We start from the raw sequence: 21,550 nt of genomic DNA, 5'->3' as shown, positions 1-21,550 counted from the left end.
GAGCCTGGCATCTTCCATGCGCGCTCGCTCACGGCTAAGGTTTGTTGCAAGCTGATTTTTTTAGACTTCAGGGCATCAAACACAAGATAGGCCGTCATCAATTTGGTCAAGGAAGCAGGCTCAATGGGCTTGTCTGCATCCAATTCAGCCAGCGTTTGCTGAGCCGTCAGATCCAGCAGCAAATAGGCGCGCGCCGCAATCTCAGGTGGCTGCGGAACTTGTGCCTGGACCTGAAACGCGCCGATCAAGCCCATCAAAAAACCGATGACAGTGGTGCGTAGAAAACGTGACATGGCGATCTTCAAGTGAAATGGTATTGAAAAAAGTGGTGATGCCGAGAATGCAAGCGCCCTTTGCGCCACGCAAAGGTTTAGCTCAACAAATGGCGCACCACTAAATTCTTAAGGAGCGGCAATTGTCCATGAAAGAAATGCCCACCACCTGGCACCACCGTCACAGGCAGGCTTTGCGGGCGAGCCCAGTCCATGACCGAGCTCAGAGGCACCGTGTCGTCTTGCTCGCCGTGCACCACCAAGGTTTTGTCGTGCAACTCTGGCGCAACAGCGGCCACAGAAAAGCGGTGCGCAGCGGTGCCCACAAAGACAACCTTATCTATCGCACGCTTGGACTGCAGCTCGGCCAAGGCATGACTGGCCACCACAGAGCCAAACGAAAAACCAGCTATCGCCAACGATCCCAATGGCGCCACTTGCGCCACCACGCTCAAAAAGTCGCGCGCTTCGCCTACGCCCTCATCGTGCACGCCGCCAGATGCGCCCACGCCGCGGAAGTTAAAGCGCACCACCGTCCAGCCGCATTGCACAAAAGCTCGCGCCACTGTTTGGACCACCTTGTTGTCCATCGTGCCACCAAACAGCGGGTGCGGGTGGGCCACAATGGCTACGCCGCGTGATTCGACCAGCGGCTCGTCGCGCAAGGCCTCGATGGCGCCCGCTTCGCCTTGCAGCGTGATTTTTTGAGTTTGTGAATTCATGCGCGCTTCAACGCCCCACGTCAGCGGGCAGCACCAAGCGCTCGACCACCTGGCCATTTTTCAAATGACTTTGCACAATTTCGTCCACATCATGGTTGTCCATCACCGTGTACCAAACACCTTGCGGATAGACGACTGCCACGGGGCCCCCTGCACAGCGGTCTAAGCAACCCGCCTTGTTCACGCGCACACCCCCAACACCCGCTAAGCCAGCGGCTTTGACTTGGGCTTTGCAGTGATCAAAGGATGCTTGTGCGCCCAAGTTGGCGCAACAGTCTTGTCCGTTTTCGCGCTGATTCAGGCAGAAAAAAATATGGTGTTTGTAGTAAGGAGTGGGTGTCATGGCTCAATTTTAGTTTTGTGAATTTCGTTCGCGCGACAAATGCACCAGCGCCAGTATCAACACAGCATAAGGCCACAGCCAGCCCAGCCATTGCACGAGGCCGTGAAAGCGAATGAAGCGACCCTGCTCCCACGTTTGCAAGGTTTGCGCAAAATACGCACTTTCGGGCGACTGATTCAGCACACTTTGTTGCACCAACACGGCCAGCAACAAAAAGGCCCACGCGGTACGCGCAGACAAAGGTAAAAAAACCAGGGCCGCCACGCAGCCAAACACCAAGCCCAATATCACCGGCAAATCCAGCCAGACCCACGCATGCACAGGGCCATAGCTGAGCGCTGCTGACAAAGCACTCACACCCAAGGCCATCGTCAGCACGACCACAAGATAAACAAGCCGCTGCCCAACTTGGCGAATCACCCCAAAACCTAACAAGCACGGCACCAACAGGCCAAGCATCACGCACAGCAACTCAGCCCCGGGCAGCAAAGGCTCAAGCTCAAAGGCGCGCAGGGGAATCCAGTCTTCAAACGGCGTGGCCTCAAAGGCGCTGGTGAGCGCGTCTTCCACCCGCTCCCAGACCTGACCCAAACCCAAAGGCACGGCCACGGGAAACAACAAGGCAACTGGCCAGACCGCCATCAACACCAAAGCCATATAAGCATCGCGCACAAACCAACGCGCTCTGAACTGACTCCAGCGGCGAAGCAAACCCAAATGCTCTAACGAGTTGGCCAATACAGCGCCCAGAAAAGCGCCGGAGGTGTTGAGCAAAAAGTCTGGAAATGACGGCACACGCGCAGGCAAATAACTCTGCAAGCCCTCCATGGCCAACGACAAGCAGGCCGCCGCCGCCGTGGCAACCAGCACCTCACGGGTTTGCCAGCCCATGCGCATGGCGCTCAACGTCAGAAAGAAGCCCAAAGGGGCGTAGCCCAACACATTGGCCGCCACATCGAAACCCAACCAGTACTTGGGCCAAGGGGCTGTCAAAAACGACCAGGTCCAAATGCCTTGGTCGCGCCACTGGTCAAACGGATACAGACTCGCGTAGACGATCAAAGCCACACATATTTGCGACAAGGGCCAAGCGGAGGTTTTGCGCATGGGCCGAAACCTGGGGTTAGAAAGGCTTGACGATCACCAAAATCACGGCAATGGAGAAAAGCACCACAGGAGCCTCGTTGAACCAGCGGTACCAAACATGGCCATGGGTGTTGTTGTGCGCTTCAAACTTGCGCAACAAACGACCACACAGATGGTGGTAGCCCAAAGCCAGCAGCACCACCGTCAACTTGGCGTGCATCCATCCGTTGCCTGGCCCCATGCCAATGCCGTAGTACAACCACAGCACCAAACCCAAGACCAGCGCAGGCAACATCAGCAGCGTGGTGAAGCGCATCAGCTTGCGCGCCATCAGCAGCAACCGAGCCTCTTCAGCAGAAGAGCCTGGCTCGACTTGGGCCAGATTTACAAAAATGCGCGGCAAATAAAACAAGCCCGCAAACCAGCTAGCGACGAAGATGAGGTGAAAGGATTTGATAAGCAGCATAGGTACAGTTTAGCCGCGCTCAAAAAAAACCCGACTCAAGGTGGGCCTTCAAGGGGCCAACACGCCCTCGGGCTCTTCAGCGACAGCCGCAAACAGGCACAATTTCGCACATGCAACACCCATTCGCCCCCTTCCCCGCCAACCGCCCTCGCCGTTTGCGTCGTGACGACTTCACCCGCCGCTTGGTGCGCGAACACGCCCTGAGCGTGAACGATTTGATTTACCCCGTCTTCGTACTCGAAGGCGAAAAGCGCCGCGAAGCCGTGGCATCCATGCCTGGGGTTGAGCGCCTCAGCCTCGACTTGCTGCTGCCTGTGGCCGAACAATGCGTGACGCTGGGGATTCCTGTCATGGCGCTGTTTCCCGTGATCAGCAGCCATCTCAAAACTCCCGATGGCGTAGAGGCCACCAACCCAGACGGCTTGGTCCCCCACGTCGTGCGCGAGCTGAAACAACGTTTCCCAGAACTGGGCGTGATGACGGATGTCGCGCTTGACCCCTTCACCAGCCATGGCCAAGACGGTTTGCTGGACCACACAGGCTACATCCTCAACGACGAAACCACTCGCATGTTGGTCAAGCAAGCGATGACGCAAGCGGATGCTGGCGTGGACATCGTGGCGCCCAGCGACATGATGGATGGCAGGATTGGTGCGATTCGCCAAGCACTGGAAACGCGTGGACACATCCACACACGCATCATGGCTTACAGCGCCAAATACGCCAGTGCCTTTTACGGCCCCTTCCGCGACGCCGTAGGTTCTGCAGGCAACTTAGGCAAAAGTGACAAAAAGTCTTATCAAATGGACCCAGGCAACACCGACGAAGCTTTGCGCGAAGTGGCGCTCGACATTGCCGAAGGCGCCGACATGGTGATGGTCAAACCCGGTATGCCCTACCTCGACGTGGTGCGCCGCGTGAAAGACGAGTTCCAGGTCCCCACCTTTGCCTACCAAGTCAGCGGCGAGTACGCCATGCTCAAAGCCGCCGCCCAAAACGGCTGGCTCGACCACGATGCGGTGATGATGGAGAGCTTGCTTGCCTTCAAGCGGGCTGGCGCAGACGGTGTGCTGACTTACTTCGCCATCGACGCCGCCCAAAAAATACACCGCTTGACCTGAGCGCTTGGCCCAGGTTTTGGGGGATGTCAGCCAAGTTACTCGCCTCGACAAACTTGCGATGTATCGTGTCAGGCTAGCTCAACAATCACGACACGAAGGAGACTGACTTGAACCCCGTACTCTTAATCACCGGCGCAAGCCGCGGCATTGGCGCAGCCACTGCCATTTTGGCAGCACAACAAGGCTGGGCCGTCGCTGTCAATTACGCCAGCAACGCACAAGCTGCCGACCGCGTGGTGACACGCATTCAAAACGCAGGCGGCAAAGCTTTTGCTGTGCAGGCTGATGTAGGGGACGAGGCGCAAATCATGCGCATGTTTGCCGAAGTGGATGACAAATTGGGCCGCATCTCGGGGCTCGTCAACAGCGCAGGCGTGGTGGACATGACCGCCAAAGTCGACGCACAAAGCTGGGACCGTTGGGAGCGCATGATGCGCATCAACATCTTGGGCTCCATGGCTTGTGCGCGCGAAGCCGTTCGCCGCATGAGCACCTTGCACGGCGGCACTGGCGGCAGTATTGTGAACCTGTCGAGTGCCGCCACGCGGCTTGGCGGCGCGGGCCAGTACGTTGACTACGCCACCGCCAAAGGCGCCATCGATGCCTTCACCATTGGCTTGGCCAAAGAAGTGGCGGCTGAAGGCATTCGCGTCAACGCTGTTCGCCCTGGCTTGATCGACACCGAGATCCACGCCTCAGGCGGCCTGCCCAACCGCGCCCGTGACTTGGCGCATCTGATTCCCATGCAACGCGCTGGCACCGCAGAGGAAGTGGCGCAAGCCATCGTGTGGCTGCTCAGCGATGCATCGAGCTACACCACCATGAGCTTGATGGATATTTCTGGCGGGCGCTAAAGCCCAGACCCAGCTCAAGCCGCAAACCCTGCTGCCATTGCCTTGCGCAAGTAATTCACCAACACGCTCACCGCGCGTGGCACATGGGGTGAATAAGGGCGAATTGCAAAGATGTGTTCGGCAAAGGCCCCCACGGGCCGCCAACCTGGCAAGACCTGCACCAGCGCCCCTTGTTGGAGGGGTGCTTGTGCACTGAAATCAGGCAACAAAGCAATGCCCAAGTGCGTCAATGCGGCCTCACGCAAGGCCTCGCTGTTGTTGGCTGCCAACTGCCCCGTCACAGGCACGGTGATGCGGCCGTCATTCGCATTCGCTTTTGATGTGTCTTTGGCACCCGTCGCCATGCTCACGAGCGTCCAAGTCGGGGTGTCTTGAGCTCGCAAGTAATGCAGGCAGTTGTGGCCCTGCAAATCTGCCGGTGATTGCGGCGTGCCGGCGCGGCGCAAATAGTCTTTGCTGGCTACCAACACCGAATGCGTGCTGCACAAGGTCCACGCCACATGCGTGTCGGGTGGACGAGCCGTGTGGCGGATAGCCAAGTCAAAGCCCTCGGTGGCCAAACTGCTGAGGCGATCGGACATGTCCAGCTCCAAGCGCACGTCTGGGTACTGGCTTAGAAAGTCGGCCAAGCGCGGTGCCAGTTGTTGCCTTGCAAATGCCACTGGCGCGGTCACTCGCAGCAAGCCTCGGGGCACACCAGCCAAATCGCGGACTTGGGCAAAGCTCTGTTCAATCTGCTCAAAAGAAGCACGCGTGTCGTCCACCAACCGCTGGCCCGCCTCGGTCAACCGCACGCTGCGGGTGGTGCGCTGCACCAAGGGCACACGTGCTGCGCGCTCGAGCTCGGCAATTCGTTGGCTCATGGCCGCCTTGCTTACCCCTAGGCGAGCCGCCGCTGCCGTGAAGCTGCCTTGTTGAGCCAGCACACTGAGCCAATGCAAGTGGTGCCAGAGCGCGTTGATTTTTTGGTCGTTCATGGCTTTATTGTTCACTATTTTGAACAATTAATTCAAATTTTCACACTTGTTGCAAGGCGCTCACCTGCCTACACTGCGTCATCTTTCACACCAAACGAGACACTTCATGACACAAAACATCATCGCGCATCACATCGGCGCCAGCCATGCCCAAGGCAGCAGCACACGCACACAACCTGTCTACAACCCCGCCACAGGCGCTGTCACTGGCCACGTCAGCTTGGCCAATGTGGCCGATGTGAATGCAGCGGTCGCCGCCGCCCAAAAAGCTTTCCCCGCTTGGGCCGACACCCCGCCCTTGCGCCGCGCCCGCGTGATGTTTAAGTTTTTGGAGTTGATGAACGCCAACAAAGACAAGCTGGCGCACATGATCACTGCCGAGCACGGCAAGGTATTCACCGACGCACAAGGCGAAGTGAGCCGCGGCATCGACATCATCGAGTTCGCCACGGGCATTCCTCAGTTGCTCAAAGGCGACTACACCGAGCAAGTCTCCACCGGCATCGACAACTGGACCATGCGCCAGCCCTTGGGTGTGGTGGCAGGCATCACCCCATTTAACTTCCCCGTCATGGTGCCCGCTTGGATGTTCCCCGTGGCCATTGCCGCTGGCAACACGTTTGTGCTCAAGCCCAGCCCGATCGACCCCACACCCTCGCTCTTCATGGCGGAATTGCTCAAGCAGGCAGGCTTGCCAGACGGCGTTTTCAATGTGGTGCAAGGCGACAAAGAAGCAGTCGACGCCTTGTTGGTGCACCCCGATGTGAAAGCCGTGAGCTTTGTGGGCTCCACCCCCATTGCCAACTACATCTATGAGACGGGTGCCCATCACGGCAAACGCGTACAAGCCTTGGGGGGTGCTAAAAATCACATGGTGGTCATGCCCGATGCGGACATTGACCAAGCGGTGGACGCCCTGATTGGCGCCGCCTACGGCTCGGCCGGCGAGCGCTGCATGGCCATCAGCGTTGCTGTGTTGGTGGGCAATGTGGCCGAGCGCCTCATGCCCAAATTGATTGAGCGCACCAAAGCCCTCAAAGTTCTCAATGGCGAAAACCTCGCTGCCGAAATGGGCCCTATCGTGACCGATGTGGCGCACAAGCGCATCACAGGCTATATCGAGCAAGGCGTCAAAGAAGGCGCACAACTCTTGGTCGATGGTCGCCACTTTGATAACGCCAGCGCTGGGAAAGACTGTGGCACCGACACATCCGGCGGCTTTTGGATGGGCGGCACGCTGTTTGACAACGTCACCCCCGACATGCGCATCTACAAAGAAGAAATCTTCGGCCCCGTGCTCAGCTGCATGCGTGTGGCTGACTTCGCACAAGCGGTAGACCTGATCAACGCCCACGAATTTGGCAACGGCGTGAGCTGCTTCACCCGCGACGGCCATGTGGCACGCGAATTTGCACGTCGCATCCAAGTCGGCATGGTCGGCATCAACGTGCCCATCCCGGTGCCGATGGCTTGGCACGGCTTTGGCGGTTGGAAGAAGAGTTTGTTCGGTGATATGCACGCCTATGGCGAAGAGGGCGTGCGGTTCTACACCAAGCAAAAGAGCGTCATGCAGCGTTGGCCTGAGAGCATTGGCAAAGGCGCTGAGTTCGTCATGCCGACATCGAAGTAACTTGTTCCTCTTTGGGGCTGGCGCGGTTGCATGTGCATCGGCAGCTTGGGGCAGCATGTTTTGCTCCTCGTCTGCTGCGCATCCGAATGTCGCGGCAACATGCCGCCCCAATCTAGCGCTGCACACGCAAGGGCGCTGTAACGCACACACGCACAAGCAAGCTACCATCCATGCACACAACAACCAAGAGTTGAGACATCTGCATGAGTGATACCCAGTTTGACTACATCATCGTCGGCGCAGGCACAGCCGGCTGTCTGCTGGCCAACCGGCTAAGCGCCAACGCCAGCAAACGCGTGCTGCTCATTGAAGCAGGCCGCAAAGATGATTACCACTGGATTCACATTCCCGTCGGCTACTTGCACTGCATCGGCAATCCACGCACCGACTGGCTCTTTCACACCGCACCCGATGCGGGTCTGAACGGTCGCAGTTTGCGCTACCCGCGTGGCAAAGTATTGGGCGGCTGCTCCAGCATCAACGGCATGATCTACATGCGCGGCCAAGCGCGTGACTATGACCAATGGGCCAACATCACGGGTGACGACCGCTGGCGCTGGGACAACGCGCTGCCTTACTTCAAACTCCACGAAGACCACCACGCCGGTGCCAATGCTTCGCACGGTGCCAAAGGCAGCAAAAGCGAAGTGCTGCTCGCAGACACCACGGTGTATGGTGAAACGCTGCGTCACCACATTGCTGGCGGCGAATGGCGGGTCGAGAAACAACGTCTGCGTTGGGACGTGCTCGATGCCTTCGCCCAAGCCGCGGTGCAGGCCGGCATTCCCGCCACCGACGACTTCAACCGTGGCAACAACGAAGGCGTGGGCTACTTTGAGGTCAACCAAAAAAGTGGTTGGCGCTGGAACACCGCCAAAGCCTTCATCCGCCCGACTTGCTACGCCCGTCCTAACTTTGAGCTGTGGTCTAGCGCACAAGTGTCAAAACTGCTGATGAGCACCGACACCGATGGTTCGCAACGCTGCACGGGCGCAGAGGTTTGGACAGGGCTTGAGCACATCACCGTCACAGCCAAACAATCGGTGGTGCTCTGCGCGGGCGCCATTGGCACGCCACAAATTTTGCAGCTCTCGGGCTTGGGCCCCGCACCATTACTCAAACAATTCGGCATTGAACCCATCATCGACTTGCCCGGCGTGGGTGCTAACCTGCAAGACCATTTGCAAATTCGCTCCGTCTTTAAAGTGCAAGGCGTGGACACGCTCAACACCTTGGCCAGCAGCTGGTGGGGCAAAGCCAAAATTGGATTGGAATACGCCCTGCATCGCAGCGGCCCCATGAGCATGGCACCGTCCCAGTTGGGCGCGTTCACCCGCAGCAGCCCTGACCAGCCCTACCCCAACATCGAGTACCACGTGCAACCACTCAGTCTTGATGCATTTGGTGAACCCTTGCACACCTTCAATGCCTTGACGGCAAGCGTGTGCAACCTCAACCCCAGCAGCCGAGGCACGGTCAACATCACCAGCGCCGACTTTGCAGATGCGCCCCAGATTGCCCCCAACTACCTGAGCACCGAAGCAGACCGCAAAGTGGCCGCTGATTCTCTGCGCGTGACACGGCGCATCGCGGCCCAACCCGCATTGGCCAAGTACCAGCCCGAGGAATACAAGCCAGGCGTTCAATACCAAAGCGACGAAGAGTTAGCCCGTTTGGCGGGCGACATTGCCACCACCATCTTTCACCCCGTGGGCACAGCGCGCATGGGTCGACTCGACGACCCCTTGGCTGTGGTCGACCCCGAATTGCGTGTGCGCGATGGGCGTGGCGGCTTGGTGCGCGGCCTGCGCGTGGTAGACGCCAGTGTGATGCCCACCATCACGAGCGGCAACACCAACAGCCCCACTTTGATGTTGGCTGAAAAGGCTGCCCAGTGGCTGGCGCACGAAGCAGCCCGCATCTGAATCAGGCGCTAGGGTAAATCCCCAAGGGAATTTCCTAGGCATGATGGGCCAAAGTTGCACTTACATTTACATCACTCGATAAGGCGTTTACGCCCTATGACGAGGGTCTGAGGAGACATACATAACAGGCGTTTCTTAAGGGAGCGTCACCCATAAAAAGGCACCGGTCACCCCGGTGCCTTTTGCTTTTTGAGCGCTGCGCTTTACACACCACAATCCACGCATGGAAATTTTCTTCACCACCATTGCATCTGCTTTGGCTGGCTTTGTGGACTCGATCGTGGGCGGTGGCGGATTGATTTTGCTGCCCGCCCTGTTTGCCGCTTATCCCAACGCCTCGCCTGCCACCTTGTTTGGCACCAACAAAAGCGCATCGGTCTGGGGCACGGCCTTTGCCACTTGGCAATACAGCCGCCGCATCGATGTGCGCTGGGCGGCCTTGCTACCGGCTGCGAGCGTCACCATGGCAGCATCGTTTGCCGGGGCTTGGCTCGTTACCTTGGTATCACCTGAGTTTTTACGTCGCTTACTCCCTGTTGTTTTGGTCGCGGTGCTTGCCTACACCTTGATGCGCAAAGACATGGGTCGCCACCATGCCCCACGTTTTCATGGCCGCAGGGAATTGCTGGCCACCAGCACCATCGGTTTGATCATTGGCTTTTATGACGGTTTCTTTGGCCCAGGCACGGGCAGCTTTTTTGTGTTTTTGTTGGTACGTTGGCTGGGCTATGACTTCCTCAACGCCTCGGTGGCAGCCAAACTGCTCAACATTTCCAGCAACCTAGCAGCACTGGTGCTGTTCACCTACAAAGGCCATGTTTGGTGGCACATGGCTTTGCCTCTGGCCATGGCCAACGTGGCGGGTAGCTTGTTGGGCACCCGCATGGCCTTGCAACATGGCGCAGGCTTTGTGCGCGGCATGTTCATCGCGGTCGTGAGCGCGCTGATTTGCAAAACCAGCTACGACGCGTTTTTACGTTAAAGCGATTTAACGCGCTGCGCTTGCCGCAGGTTTTTTCGCTACACCAGCGCTGGAGGCAGACGCTGGCTTGGCGGCCGCCGCCGCAGCAGCAGCTTTTTCAGCAGCCGATGCAGCCACGACAGGCTCTTCCACCGCCAGCTCTGCCGCCTTAGGCGGCCAAGGCACACTGGCCACAGCCCGTGACTTGCCAATGGGTCGGGTGGCTTGGCCCTTTTGCACCGCCTCAATGTCTTCTTGCGAGGGATATTGGCCCATGATGACAAAATCAAACACTCGGCGAGCAATCGGCGCTGCATTTTGTGCGCCAAAGCCAGCATTTTCTACCACCATGGCCAAGGCCACTTTGGGGTCGTCAGCGGGTGCGAAAGCGACAAACAAAGCATGGTCACGCAAGCGTTCATCAATGGTGGCCGCGTTATACTTTTCGTTTTGCTTCACCGTGAACACCTGCGCCGTTCCAGTCTTGCCTGCGCTCACATATTGCGCGCCAGCAAAACTGGTGGCAGACGTGCCTTCGATGTTCACACCCACCATCGCCTTTTTGATAATCTCTAAATTCTCTGGCAAGAATATGAGCTGCCCCACTGGCTCTTTGGCGACAGGCGTGGCAACCTTGGTCTCCACATCTACCACCTCACGCACCAAATGCGGCTTCATCTTCAAGCCGTTGTTGGCCAATGTGCCCATGGCGTGAGCAACTTGCAACATGGTGAAACTGTTGTAACCCTGGCCAATCCCAAGCGAAATCGTCTCGCCTGAGTACCACCGCTGTTGCTCGGGTTTCTTGTAGGTCGTGCGCTTCCACTCGGTCGATGGCAGCACACCGCGCGACTCACCCAAAATGTCGATGCCCGTGATTTGTCCAAAACCCAAGGGCTTCATTTGGTCGTGCATCATGTCCACGCCCATGTCACGTGCCAGCAAGTAATAGTAGGTATCGCACGATTCAACGATGGATTTGTGCATGTCCACCGTGCCGTGCCCGCCTTCTTTGTCATCCCGAAAGCGGTGGTTACCAAACATGAAATACCCCGGATCTGAGATAAAGGCTTTTTCTGTGCGCTTGCCGGTTTCCAATGCAGCCAATGCCATGAAGGGCTTGTAAGTGGAGCCTGGCGGATAAGTTCCCCGCAAGGCGCGGTTGAGCAAGGGCTTGTCTAAGGACTCGTTCAATGCGGCCCAGTTTTCAGAGTCAATGCCGTCGACAAACAAGTTGGGATCGAACGTGGGCTTGCTCACAAATGCCAATATCTCACCCGTTTTAGGATCTAGCGCCACCAATGCACCGCGTCGCTTGCCGTAGAGGTCTTCGACCAGTTTTTGCAACTTGATGTCGATCGACAACACCACGCTGTTGCCGGGAATTGCTTGACTGCTGTTGAGGCGACGCACTGCGCGGCCACCCGCAGAAGTTTCCATCTTTTGCACGCCAGTTGTCCCGTGCAGCTGTTGTTCGTAGCTTTGCTCGACGCCAAGTTTGCCGATGTACTCGGTGCCACGGTAATTTCCCGCATCATCCGACTCTTCAATCTTGCCCTTTTCAGAAGGGTTGATACGGCCAATGTAGCCAATCACATGACTAGCCGTCTGACCGTAGGGATAGTTGCGAAACAAGCGCGCACGAATCTCAACACCCGGAAAACGATAGCGCTGGGCCGCAAAACGAGCCACCTCTTCGTCAGTCAAACGGTTACGGATAGGCACCGATTCAAAGCTCTTTGATTCGCTCAATTGTTTTTTAAAGCGGCGTTTGTCACGCGCCTGAATCTCAATCACACCCGACAATTGTTCAATCACTTCTTCAAGCGGAAGCACCACTTTGGATGCGGTAATTTCAAGTGTGTAGGCCGAATAGTTGGTGGCCAGCACAATGCCGTTGCGGTCCATGATGACGCCGCGGTTGGGCACGATAGGCACAATCGCCGTGCGGTTGCTCTCGGCTTGCGCATTGAACTCTTGGTAGCGCACCACTTGCAAGTAAAACAAACGCGCGGCCAACAGGCCAAACAACATCAACACCGCGACTGTGACCACCAACAAACGCGAGCGAAAGCGCCGCAAGTCGGACTCAATGTCGCGAATCACGCTCATAGGGGTCGGTTCACATCAGGGCTGGGTGCACGGCGCTGCGGCGCCAACAGCAGCACGCTCACCACGGGCCACAAAAGGGCCTCTAACAACGGCGGCAAGAAAATCATCCACCCAGGAAACAAAGCGCCCGACATCATGCGCATGGTCAGCTCCAAAGCGTGCGCTACCGCAAACAGCGGCAACACCTGCATGGCCTGCGAAGGCACTGTGAACCACAACAAGCGGCGGTGCACCATGATGCCCATGAATCCCAAAGCGGTGTAACTCATCGCGTGCTGCCCCAACAGGGAGGCTTGATGCACATCAGTGGCAACCCCAAAAAAGAAAGCCACGCCAATGCCCACCAATCGCGGCTGATGCACGCACCAAAACGCCAACACCAGTGCCAAGAAGTCAGGCATCCAAGACGCGTTGCCCACCAAGCTGATGTTGACCACCATATTGGCAAACAGCGCCGCAATCAAGGTCAACAAGACAAACAAAGGGTTGGCTGGCAACAGCAACTGTTGACCGCGCGGCATGATCATCGGCGGACCCCTTTTTGTACGGTGACTGGCGTTTGCTTTTCAATGTGAGGACGCGCTGGCAATTGGTCCGTCAAAGGCTCGAGCACCATCACGTGGCGAGCCCCTTGCACACGGCCTACAGGCTCGCACAAAATGCGCGCAAACACAGTTTCGGCGCGCCGCTCCACCTTGGTCACCTTGCCCACCAACACACCCGGTGGGTAAATGCCATCCACCCCGCTGGTCGACAAAATATCGCCCACCTCAATGTCCGCATTGGTCGCCATGAAGCGCAGCTCCAGCAGTGGCGCTCCGCCCGCTTCGCCATACGCGACGCCACGTGCACCGGTACGCGTGTTGAGCACGGGGATCGAATGTTCGCGGTCAGTCACCAACGTCACCTCACTCACCAAGGGCAACACATGGGTCACTTGACCCAAAATACCGTGCTCATCCATCACCGGTGAGCTGGCTTTGATGCCAGCCAACATGCCTTTGTTGATGATGAGTTTGCGGGTGTAGGGGTCGGCGGCGTCATAGAGCACCTCGGCGGTCATCCCTTTGGACTCGAGCCGCTTGCTTAGACTCAACAGTTCACGCAGCTGTTTGTTCTCGAGTGCCAACTGCTCCACTTGACCCGAGCGACGGGCTTGAACCAACAGCTGTTCACGCGCCTCCCGCTCAGAGGCTTGAGCCACATCTCGGGCTTGCATGTAGTCGCCCGAATACTCAGCCAATACTTGCGGGCGCATGGCCAACCATTGCACTGGATAAAGCGCCACCGACAAGGCGGCTCGCAAAGGCTGGGTCACACCAAAACGCGCATCCGCCACCATCAGCAGCACAGACAAGGCACTGAAGAAAAGTAATTTGGAGACGGCAGACGGGCCTTGCTTAAAGAAGGCCGGGGGGGAGCGGTCTAGGGTGCCCAGTGGCACTGAGTTATTCGCTTGTAAAGATGGAGCCCAAACGCTCCATGCGCTCTAGGGCCAAACCGCAGCCACGCACCACGCAGGTGAGCGGGTCTTCGGCCACCAACACCGGCAAGCCCGTTTCTTCAGCCAGCAGGCGGTCCAGGTCACGCAACAAGGCGCCACCACCGGTGAGCATCATGCCGCGCTCGGCAATGTCTGCACCCAACTCTGGCGGTGTTTGCTCCAGCGCGTTTTTCACGGCAGAGACGATGTTGTTGAGGGGGTCTGTCAAGGCTTCCAAAATTTCGTTGGACGAAATCGTGAATGAGCGTGGCACACCTTCAGACAGATTGCGGCCCTTGACCTCCATCTCCTTGACTTCAGAGCCGGGGAATGCAGAACCAATTTGTTTCTTGATGGCTTCAGCCGTGGGCTCGCCAATCAACATGCCGTAGTTGCGACGGATGTAGTTGATGATGGCTTCGTCAAATTTGTCGCCACCGACGCGCACGCTGCCTTTGTAGACCATGCCGCCCAAAGAGATGACGCCCACCTCGGTGGTGCCGCCACCGATGTCAACCACCATCGAGCCTGACGCTTCGGACACAGGCAAGCCTGAACCGATGGCGGCGGCCATAGGCTCTTCAATCAGGTACACCTCTGATGCGCCTGCCCCCAAAGCGGACTCGCGAATGGCGCGGCGTTCGACTTGGGTCGAGCCGCAAGGCACGCAAATGATGATGCGCGGGCTAGGCCTAAACACCGAGCGCGGGTGCACCATTTTGATGAACTGTTTGAGCATTTGCTCGGTCACGGTGAAGTCGGCAATCACGCCGTCTTTCATGGGGCGAATGGCTTCGATGTTGCCGGGCACTTTACCCAACATGGCCTTGGCTTCACGACCCACGGCTTGAATGGTTTTCTTGCCCTGAGGCCCGCCTTCGTGGCGAATTGAAACGACGGAGGGCTCGTCCAACACGATGCCTTTGTCACGCACATAAATCAGGGTGTTGGCGGTACCCAAGTCAATCGCCAAATCGGTAGAGAAATACCGACGAAAAGATCCAAACATGTCTGTCCTCAAAGCTTGCCCGCGGGCGCGTACACAAAGGCGAGATAATACCGCATCGCCCGTAAACCGCGGGGTTTTCCACATCTATGTATGTCCCTGAACGACCAAGACATCAGCCGCATTGCCAACCTGGCCCGGCTAGCGCTCCAGCCTGAAGAGCAGGCGCGCATGCTTCACAAAATCAATGACTTCTTTGGCATCGTGGAGCAAATCCGCGCCGTCGACACCACGGGTGTGTTGCCCATGGCCCACCCCTTGGACGCCATGCAAGGCGCGCACATCGAGCTGCGCCTGCGCCCCGACGTGGCCAGTGAGCCCAACCAGCGCGACCTGAACCAACGCAGCGCCCCCGCCGTCGAGCGGGGCTTGTTCTTGGTTCCCAAAGTGATTGAGTAAGGCCGCCACCATGACCCCATCTTTGACCCAATTGCACAACATGACCGTGGCCCAACTGGCCCAAGCGCTCAAGACCAAACAAGTCAGCGCCGTCGAAGTGGCCACCGCCTTTTTGGCGCGCACCGGCGGCAACCCACACAACGCGTATTTGGATATCGACAGCGAAGTCACACTGGCCCAAGCCCAAGCCAGCGACGCCCGCATTGCTGCTGGCACCGCTGGTGCGCTAGAGGGCGTGCCGATTGCGCACAAAGACGTCTTCGTTACCCGCGATTTCGCCACCACTGCAGGCTCCAAAATTTTGAGCGGCTACCGCTCACCATTTGACGCCACCGTGGTGCAAAAGCTCGGCTCAGGCGTGGACGGCCTAGGCGGCGCTGGGATGGTGACGCTGGGTAAGGTCAACTGCGACGAGTTCGCCATGGGCTCTGCCAACGAAAACTCCGCCTACGGCGCAGTAACCAACCCTTGGGACACCTCGCGTGTGCCTGGCGGCTCGTCGGGCGGCAGCGCTGCCGCTGTGGCTGCGCGTTTGGCTCCTGCTGCGACGGGCACCGACACCGGCGGCTCGATTCGCCAACCCGCCAGCTTTTGCGGCATCACGGGCATCAAGCCTACCTATGGCCGCGCTTCTCGTTACGGCATGATTGCCTACGCCTCCAGCCTCGACCAAGCGGGCCCCATGGCCCGCACAGCAGAGGACTGCGCGTTGTTGCTGTCTGCCATGTGCGGCTCAGACTTGGACCGTGATTCAACTTCACTCGACGTGCCTGGCGAGAACTTCTCTGCCAAGCTCGGCGACAGTTTGGCTGGCCTGCGCATCGGCATTCCCCAAGAGTTTTTTGGCGACGGCCTTGCCACGGATGTACGCACGGCGATTGACGCCGCGCTCAAAACCTTGGAGGCCCAAGGCGCCAAGCTCGTGCCCATCACGCTGCCGCGCACCGAGCTGGCCATTGCGGTGTACTACATCATTGCGCCGGCCGAAGCCAGCTCAAACCTGAGCCGCTTTGATGGCGTGAAGTTTGGCCACCGCGCCAAGGATTACACCGACTTGGTCAGCATGTACAAAAAGACCCGCGCTGAGGGCTTTGGCGAAGAGGTCAAACGCCGCATCATGACGGGCGCCTATGTGCTCAGCCACGGCTACTACGACGCCTACTACCTGCAAGCCCAAAAAATTCGCCGCATGATTGCAGACGACTTTCAACACGCTTTTGCCACGTGTGATGTGATTGCCGGCCCCGTCGCCCCCACCGTCGCGTGGAAGCTTGGCCGCAGCGCCAGCGACCAAAAAGAGGCCAGTCTTGCCGACTACTTGGCCGACATCTTCACCTTGCCTGCGTCACTGGCGGGCTTGCCCGGCATGAGCGTGCCTGTGGGTTTTGGTGCCGACCATCTGCCTGTGGGCTTGCAACTGATTGGCAACTATTTGCAAGAAGCACGTTTGCTCAATGTTGCACACCAATACCAATTAGCCACTGACCATCACCTCCAACAACCGGAGGGCATCTGAAATGACTGCACCCAAATTAGTCCAAGGCTACGAAGTCGTCATCGGCTTTGAAACACACGCCCAACTCGCGACAAAAAGCAAAATTTTCAGCCGCGCCTCGGTCGCGTTTGGTGCCGAGCCCAACACGCAAGCCTGCGCGGTGGACATGGCCCTGCCCGGCACGCTGCCCGTGATGAACATGTGCGCTGTTGAGCGCGCCATCGAGTTCGGCTTGGCCGTCAACGCACACATCGCTGAGCGCAGCATTTTTGCGCGCAAAAACTACTTCTATCCCGACCTGCCCAAGGGCTACCAAATCAGCCAGTTTGAAATTCCGGTGGTGCAAGGCGGTGAGGTGTCGTTCTTCTTGGAAATGGGCCAAGAGACCGTGCATAAAACTGTGCGCCTAGAGCGCGCCCACCTTGAGGAAGACGCAGGCAAATCCTTGCATGAGGATTCAGCACTGGGTGGCGGCGGACAAAGCGGCATCGACCTGAACCGCGCTGGCACACCCCTGCTCGAAATCGTCACGCAGCCCGACATGCGCAGCAGCGAAGAGGCCGTGGCCTACGCCAAAGAGCTGCACAAGATCGTGACCTGGATCGGCATTTGCGACGGCAACATGCAAGAGGGCAGTTTCCGTTGCGACGCCAATGTGTCGGTGCGCAAACCTGGGCAGCCCCTGGGCACGCGCCGCGAAATCAAGAACCTCAACAGCTTCAAGTTCATGCAGCAAGCCATCGACTATGAAGTGCGCTGGCAAATCGACCAGATCGAAGACGGCCATGCCATCCAGCAAGCCACCGTGCTGTTCGATACCGACACGGGTGAAACGCGCGCCATGCGCACCAAAGAAGACGCCGCCGACTACCGCTATTTCCCCGACCCAGACCTGCCACCTTTGGTGATTGGCCGCGACTGGGTGGCGCGCGTCAAGAGCGAAATGGCCGAGCTGCCCCGCGTGATGGCCGAGCGCTTTGTGCGCGACTATGCCCTGCCCGAATACGACGCCACACAACTCACCCAAAGCAAGGCGGTGGCCGCTTACTTTGAAACTACGGCCAAAGCCAGCGGCCAAGCCAAACTGGCCAGCAACTGGATCATGGGCGAAGTGTCGCGCCGCCTGAACGCAAGCGAAATTGCCATCGAGCAAGCGCCAGTGAGCGCCGCCCACCTGGCGGCTCTGATCGGCCGCATCAGCGACAACACCATCAGCAACAACGCCGCGCGTCAGGTGTTTGATGCGTTGTGGTCAGAAGGTGGCGATGTCGACGCCATCATCGAGGCCAAAGGCCTCAAGCAGATGAACGACACGGGCGAACTAGAAAAGATCATCGACGACGTGCTGGCCGCCAACCCCAAAAACGTGCAAGAGTTCAAGGCTGGCAATGCCAAGGCGCTGAACGGCTTGGTCGGCCCCATCATGAAGGCCAGCAAGGGCAAAGCCAACCCTGCGCAAGTCAACGAACTGTTGATGAAAAAGTTGCGTTAGTTCACACCGTAGCGCGCGCGATACGCCTGCGTGCGTGCCAAGTGCTCACCCATGGCATGGCCATCTTGCGCATTCAAGTAGGTCAGCAAATCGCTGAGCTCAGCAATCGCACACACCTGCAAGCCCACTTGTTCGCGCACGTATTGCACCGCGCTGTAAGGCACATCTTGGGTGGTGCCATCGGCTTGGTTTTCGGTGGCCATTTCTTGGCGGTCTAGCGCAATCGCTACCGCATGCGGCGTGGCGCCAGCAGCTTGGATAAGGGCGATGGATTCGCGTGCCGCAGTGCCCGCACTCATCACATCGTCCACGATCAACACGCGGCCTTTGAGGGGCGCGCCCACCAAGCTGCCACCTTCGCCGTGGTCTTTGGCCTCTTTGCGGTTGTAGGCAAAAGGCACGTTTTTGCCCAAACGCGCCAACTCGATCGACACAGCTGCGCCCAATGGAATGCCTTTGTAGGCGGGGCCAAAGATCATGTCGAATTCAATGCCGCTTTGCACCAAACGCTGTGCATAAAAGCCAGCCAGCTTGCCCAACTTCGCACCATCGTCAAACAAACCCGCATTGAAAAAGTAAGGGCTCATGCGGCCCGCTTTGGTTTTGAACTCCCCAAATTTCAGCACGCCACAATCCAGCGAAAATTGCACAAACTCTTGTGCCAACGCATCGTTGGCAACCGCACTCTGACTCATGGGGAATATCCTTGTTCAAACTAACCAGCCTCAACCTCAACGGTATTCGTTCAGCCACCCGCAAGGGCGTGGAAGCTTGGCTCGAAAAAGCCAGCCCTGATTGTATTTGCGTGCAGGAAATCAAAGCCCAAGCGCCAGACATCGCTGGCACATTCGACACCTTGGCAGGTCTCAAAGGCCACTTTCACTTTGCCGAAAAAAAAGGCTACTCAGGCGTGGGCATCTACACCAAGCACGAGCCCAGTGATGTGATGGTGGGTTTTGACGGCGGCGAGTTTGATGCCGAAGGCCGCTACATCGAGCTGCGCTTTGACACACCCACCCAAAAGCTGTCCATCATCAGCAGCTACTTTCCCAGCGGCTCGTCGGGCCCTGAACGTCAAGACGCCAAGTTTCGTTTCTTAGCTGCCATGTACCCGCACCTCAACGCCTTGAAACAGCAGCGCGAATTTGTGCTGTGCGGCGACATCAACATCGCGCACAACGAAGCGGACTTGAAAAACTGGAAGGGCAACAAAAAGAACAGCGGCTTTTTGCCCGAAGAGCGTGCGTGGATGACCCAGCTCACCACCGATGGCGGCGTGGTGGATGTGTACCGCCAGCTGCAACCCAACACCACTGACGCTTGCTACACCTGGTGGAGCAACCGTGGCCAAGCCTATGCCAACAACGTGGGCTGGCGTTTGGACTACCACTTGGCTACGCCAGCGGTAGCCAACAAAGCACGAAGCGACTGGATTTACAAAGACGAGAAGTTTTCAGACCACGCCCCCGTCACCATCACGTATGAGGGCTTGATCAACCTAAGTTGAGGAAATCTTGATAGGGGCTAAGCTAAAGAAAATATTAAATCAGTCGTACAACGGGCCGTTCTTCACCGGCGCAACGACATTGATGAGGAGCTTTTGTTCGTCTACCTTAAAGGCTTCCTCAAAGCGCCAAGTGAAGTTATTGGTCACGAGTTGCAGCAAGCGTTTAGGCACCCCGAACTTGGTAGAGACTTGGTATCTCCCCTCAAAGATGGCGCGTCCAGTTTCATCGGCATAAGTTGAGAAATGGATGGGCACTACCTTGGTTGAGGCGGCCATCACGATGGGCTGAACGTCATCGACTTCGACCGACTCAAGGGCCTGTGCGCGGGCAATGAGCTGGATGGTTGCCTCGCGTTCATTGAACAAGGTGCTCATTGGATAAGCCAGGCCTTGCATCGCCAAGGTGCGGATTTCCCCCGTCGCCTCATCCAGCTTTGTTTCGATGGTTTGGGCGCGGTAGAACGTCAGCAAGGTATCCCTGCTCATCTCAGCTGGTGTGTAAAACGCCTTTTTGGTATCGGCCATTCTGCTTCTGGTTTCTTCGATCAACTCAATGATGTGCGTCGCCATGCGTGGCGCGTCATTGCGATGCACTTTGGCACCGGCAAGCACGATGTGCAGCATCTTGACGACGTCTTCAAAGATGTGCAGAGCAATGCGTATTTCTTTCACGCCCGTTTGCTTGGGTCCGTTGCGGTAATCAATGTCTGGCTTGCGCATGATGAAGTGCGGATACGTCAATTGATCCGCCATGATTTGCACCAAGGGCACCGAGAAGAAGTAATGCATCAAACCGCGCTCGTTGCACACTTTTTGGTAGAAGGTTTCTATGATTTTTTTCAGGCCAGCAGTGCCGCCATACTTCACTACAAGATCATTCATTGACAAGCCTTTAACGAATAGCCCAATTGGCGGCGCGTTGCTTGTCGCGCACGGCCATCAAACAGGATTGTCGCTTAACAGGGCTTGTGATGCCGTCACACCCATGTGAATTGCGCTGGACCATGGCTCGGCAGTGATGGCGGCCATCGTTGGTCGAAATTTGGTCGCACACCACCACATTCACCATGCTGGTGGCCGTGCAAAGGTACTGCTCATCTTTATTTTTTTTCAATTCGCAATCGTTCACCGATTGGCAAAAACCAACCAAGGATGTTGCGAAAAGGCAGGTACCCACAAATATATGACTTAACTTCATCTTGAAACCTAATTAAATTAGTTTCAAGGTAAGGCTTTGGTGCTTGATCCTTGTCAAGTATTAGAGGTCTGTCATGTCAAATGACGACTTTGTAATGTCAAGAAACGCCCCACATGCTCTTGCGCTGTTGGTTCCGCAAGTCAAGGAGGCATTGGGCTCGGTTGCCTAAATTTACTTTTTCACAATAGCCCGAGCTCCCCATCGTCATGGCCTTGCAATGGAAAGCACCATCTTGTGTGGATATTTCATTGCATACGGCCAAATTTTTCAAGCCAACGGCGGTGCACAAGTAGCGCTTGTCGTTGTCTTTGATGTTTGCACACTGCGCAGTGTTTCCCAAGCTAAGTAGGGGCATGCACATGAAAAAGGCAAGCAGGCATTGTGAAATGAGCTTCATAGGACCATCCTTCAAATCGATGGCCTGAGCTTAAAAGTGAGCTGACGTGCTGGCTTGAATTACTACGAAGGTTTAATCGTTCCCGACAGTTTTGTAATTTATCA

General features: G+C 57.3%; 22 protein-coding genes. 9 read left to right on the top strand and 13 right to left on the bottom strand.

What is annotated here, in order from left to right; translation table 11 throughout:
- From V7Q41_RS12955 to V7Q41_RS12935, 5 genes are all read right to left on the bottom strand, one after another.
- Window positions 1-254 (bottom strand): serine hydrolase (locus tag V7Q41_RS12955; RefSeq protein WP_333846360.1); only part of this gene is annotated, 254 nt, incomplete at its 3' end.
- A 116-nt stretch (window positions 255-370) separates the two neighbouring features.
- Entirely contained in the window at window positions 371-994 is a 624-nt protein-coding gene (locus V7Q41_RS12950; protein WP_333846359.1) for an alpha/beta hydrolase, read from the bottom strand.
- Between the two features lie 7 nt (window positions 995-1,001).
- Window positions 1,002-1,337 (bottom strand): (2Fe-2S) ferredoxin domain-containing protein, encoded by a 336-nt coding sequence (locus tag V7Q41_RS12945; protein WP_333846358.1) that lies wholly within the window; start codon window positions 1,335-1,337, stop codon window positions 1,002-1,004.
- Window positions 1,338-1,346: 9 nt separating this feature from the next.
- Entirely contained in the window at window positions 1,347-2,444 is a 1,098-nt protein-coding gene (locus V7Q41_RS12940; RefSeq protein ID WP_333846357.1) for a VanZ family protein, read from the bottom strand.
- A 16-nt stretch (window positions 2,445-2,460) separates the two neighbouring features.
- Window positions 2,461-2,889 (bottom strand): CopD family protein, encoded by a 429-nt coding sequence (locus tag V7Q41_RS12935; RefSeq protein WP_333846355.1) that lies wholly within the window; start codon window positions 2,887-2,889, stop codon window positions 2,461-2,463.
- Between the two features lie 110 nt (window positions 2,890-2,999).
- Here V7Q41_RS12935 and hemB point away from each other — a divergent pair, with 110 nt between their 5' ends.
- The gene (gene hemB / locus V7Q41_RS12930; RefSeq protein WP_333846353.1) at window positions 3,000-4,010 is read left to right on the top strand and encodes a porphobilinogen synthase; all 1,011 of its coding nucleotides are present in this window, start codon (window positions 3,000-3,002) and stop codon (window positions 4,008-4,010) included.
- A 107-nt stretch (window positions 4,011-4,117) separates the two neighbouring features.
- Window positions 4,118-4,864, top strand: coding sequence for an SDR family oxidoreductase (locus tag V7Q41_RS12925; RefSeq protein ID WP_333846352.1), 747 nt, complete (start codon window positions 4,118-4,120; stop codon window positions 4,862-4,864).
- Window positions 4,865-4,878: 14 nt separating this feature from the next.
- Here the strand turns inward: V7Q41_RS12925 and V7Q41_RS12920 are convergent, their stop codons facing one another.
- Window positions 4,879-5,841 (bottom strand): LysR family transcriptional regulator, encoded by a 963-nt coding sequence (locus V7Q41_RS12920; protein WP_333846351.1) that lies wholly within the window; start codon window positions 5,839-5,841, stop codon window positions 4,879-4,881.
- Window positions 5,842-5,947: 106 nt separating this feature from the next.
- On the opposite strand from V7Q41_RS12920, the gene V7Q41_RS12915 reads away from it, so the two are divergent.
- The 3 genes from V7Q41_RS12915 (at window position 5,948) to V7Q41_RS12905 (ending at window position 10,378) form a co-directional block, all read left to right on the top strand.
- On the top strand, window positions 5,948-7,471 hold the full coding sequence (locus tag V7Q41_RS12915) for a CoA-acylating methylmalonate-semialdehyde dehydrogenase (protein WP_333846350.1): 1,524 nt from the start codon (window positions 5,948-5,950) through the stop codon (window positions 7,469-7,471).
- A gap of 203 nt (window positions 7,472-7,674) precedes the next feature.
- Complete coding sequence (locus tag V7Q41_RS12910; protein WP_333846349.1) at window positions 7,675-9,396, top strand: GMC family oxidoreductase; 1,722 nt, start codon at window positions 7,675-7,677, stop codon at window positions 9,394-9,396.
- A 223-nt stretch (window positions 9,397-9,619) separates the two neighbouring features.
- A complete protein-coding gene (locus tag V7Q41_RS12905; protein ID WP_333846348.1) occupies window positions 9,620-10,378 on the top strand; it encodes a sulfite exporter TauE/SafE family protein in 759 nt (252 codons plus the stop codon).
- A gap of 6 nt (window positions 10,379-10,384) precedes the next feature.
- On the opposite strand, the gene mrdA is transcribed toward V7Q41_RS12905, so the two are convergent.
- The 4 genes from mrdA to V7Q41_RS12885 are packed head-to-tail and all read right to left on the bottom strand — an operon-like array spanning window position 10,385 to window position 14,961.
- Entirely contained in the window at window positions 10,385-12,469 is a 2,085-nt protein-coding gene (gene mrdA / locus V7Q41_RS12900; RefSeq protein WP_333846347.1) for a penicillin-binding protein 2, read from the bottom strand.
- Complete coding sequence (gene mreD, locus V7Q41_RS12895) at window positions 12,466-12,996, bottom strand: rod shape-determining protein MreD (RefSeq protein WP_333846345.1); 531 nt, start codon at window positions 12,994-12,996, stop codon at window positions 12,466-12,468. The genes mrdA and mreD overlap by 4 nt, the downstream gene beginning before the upstream one ends.
- A complete protein-coding gene (gene mreC, locus V7Q41_RS12890; protein WP_333846344.1) occupies window positions 12,993-13,913 on the bottom strand; it encodes a rod shape-determining protein MreC in 921 nt (306 codons plus the stop codon). Before mreC ends, mreD begins: the two co-directional genes overlap by 4 nt.
- A gap of 4 nt (window positions 13,914-13,917) precedes the next feature.
- Window positions 13,918-14,961 carry a rod shape-determining protein gene (locus V7Q41_RS12885; protein ID WP_333846343.1) on the bottom strand — a complete coding sequence of 348 codons (1,044 nt, stop codon included), beginning with the start codon at window positions 14,959-14,961 and terminating at the stop codon, window positions 13,918-13,920.
- 90 nt (window positions 14,962-15,051) lie between these two features.
- Between V7Q41_RS12885 and gatC the strand changes: the two genes are divergently transcribed.
- From gatC to gatB, 3 genes are read left to right on the top strand one after another with little or no spacing between them, the layout of a single operon-like run.
- Window positions 15,052-15,357, top strand: a complete 306-nt coding sequence (gene gatC, locus V7Q41_RS12880; RefSeq protein ID WP_333846342.1) for an Asp-tRNA(Asn)/Glu-tRNA(Gln) amidotransferase subunit GatC — start codon at window positions 15,052-15,054, stop codon at window positions 15,355-15,357.
- 10 nt (window positions 15,358-15,367) lie between these two features.
- Window positions 15,368-16,873 carry an Asp-tRNA(Asn)/Glu-tRNA(Gln) amidotransferase subunit GatA gene (gene gatA / locus V7Q41_RS12875; RefSeq protein WP_333846341.1) on the top strand — a complete coding sequence of 502 codons (1,506 nt, stop codon included), beginning with the start codon at window positions 15,368-15,370 and terminating at the stop codon, window positions 16,871-16,873.
- Between the two features lies 1 nt (window position 16,874).
- Window positions 16,875-18,344, top strand: coding sequence for an Asp-tRNA(Asn)/Glu-tRNA(Gln) amidotransferase subunit GatB (gatB, locus tag V7Q41_RS12870; protein ID WP_333846339.1), 1,470 nt, complete (start codon window positions 16,875-16,877; stop codon window positions 18,342-18,344).
- On the opposite strand, the gene pyrE is transcribed toward gatB, so the two are convergent.
- Window positions 18,341-19,039 carry an orotate phosphoribosyltransferase gene (gene pyrE / locus V7Q41_RS12865; protein WP_333846338.1) on the bottom strand — a complete coding sequence of 233 codons (699 nt, stop codon included), beginning with the start codon at window positions 19,037-19,039 and terminating at the stop codon, window positions 18,341-18,343. The genes gatB and pyrE overlap by 4 nt on opposite strands.
- Before the next feature lie 11 nt (window positions 19,040-19,050).
- Here pyrE and V7Q41_RS12860 point away from each other — a divergent pair, with 11 nt between their 5' ends.
- On the top strand, window positions 19,051-19,851 hold the full coding sequence (locus V7Q41_RS12860; RefSeq protein WP_333846337.1) for an exodeoxyribonuclease III: 801 nt from the start codon (window positions 19,051-19,053) through the stop codon (window positions 19,849-19,851).
- A gap of 39 nt (window positions 19,852-19,890) precedes the next feature.
- Here the strand turns inward: V7Q41_RS12860 and V7Q41_RS12855 are convergent, their stop codons facing one another.
- Together V7Q41_RS12855 and V7Q41_RS12850 are read right to left on the bottom strand one after the other, a co-directional pair.
- The gene (locus V7Q41_RS12855) at window positions 19,891-20,733 is read right to left on the bottom strand and encodes a hypothetical protein (RefSeq protein ID WP_333846336.1); all 843 of its coding nucleotides are present in this window, start codon (window positions 20,731-20,733) and stop codon (window positions 19,891-19,893) included.
- Window positions 20,734-20,743: 10 nt separating this feature from the next.
- Window positions 20,744-20,965 carry a hypothetical protein gene (locus V7Q41_RS12850; protein WP_333846335.1) on the bottom strand — a complete coding sequence of 74 codons (222 nt, stop codon included), beginning with the start codon at window positions 20,963-20,965 and terminating at the stop codon, window positions 20,744-20,746.
- Window positions 20,966-21,550 lie beyond the last annotated feature (585 nt).

The organism is Limnohabitans sp., assembly GCF_036804465.1.
Taxonomy (GTDB): domain Bacteria; phylum Pseudomonadota; class Gammaproteobacteria; order Burkholderiales; family Burkholderiaceae_C; genus Limnohabitans.
This window is presented reverse-complemented; position numbering and strand designations above follow the sequence as displayed.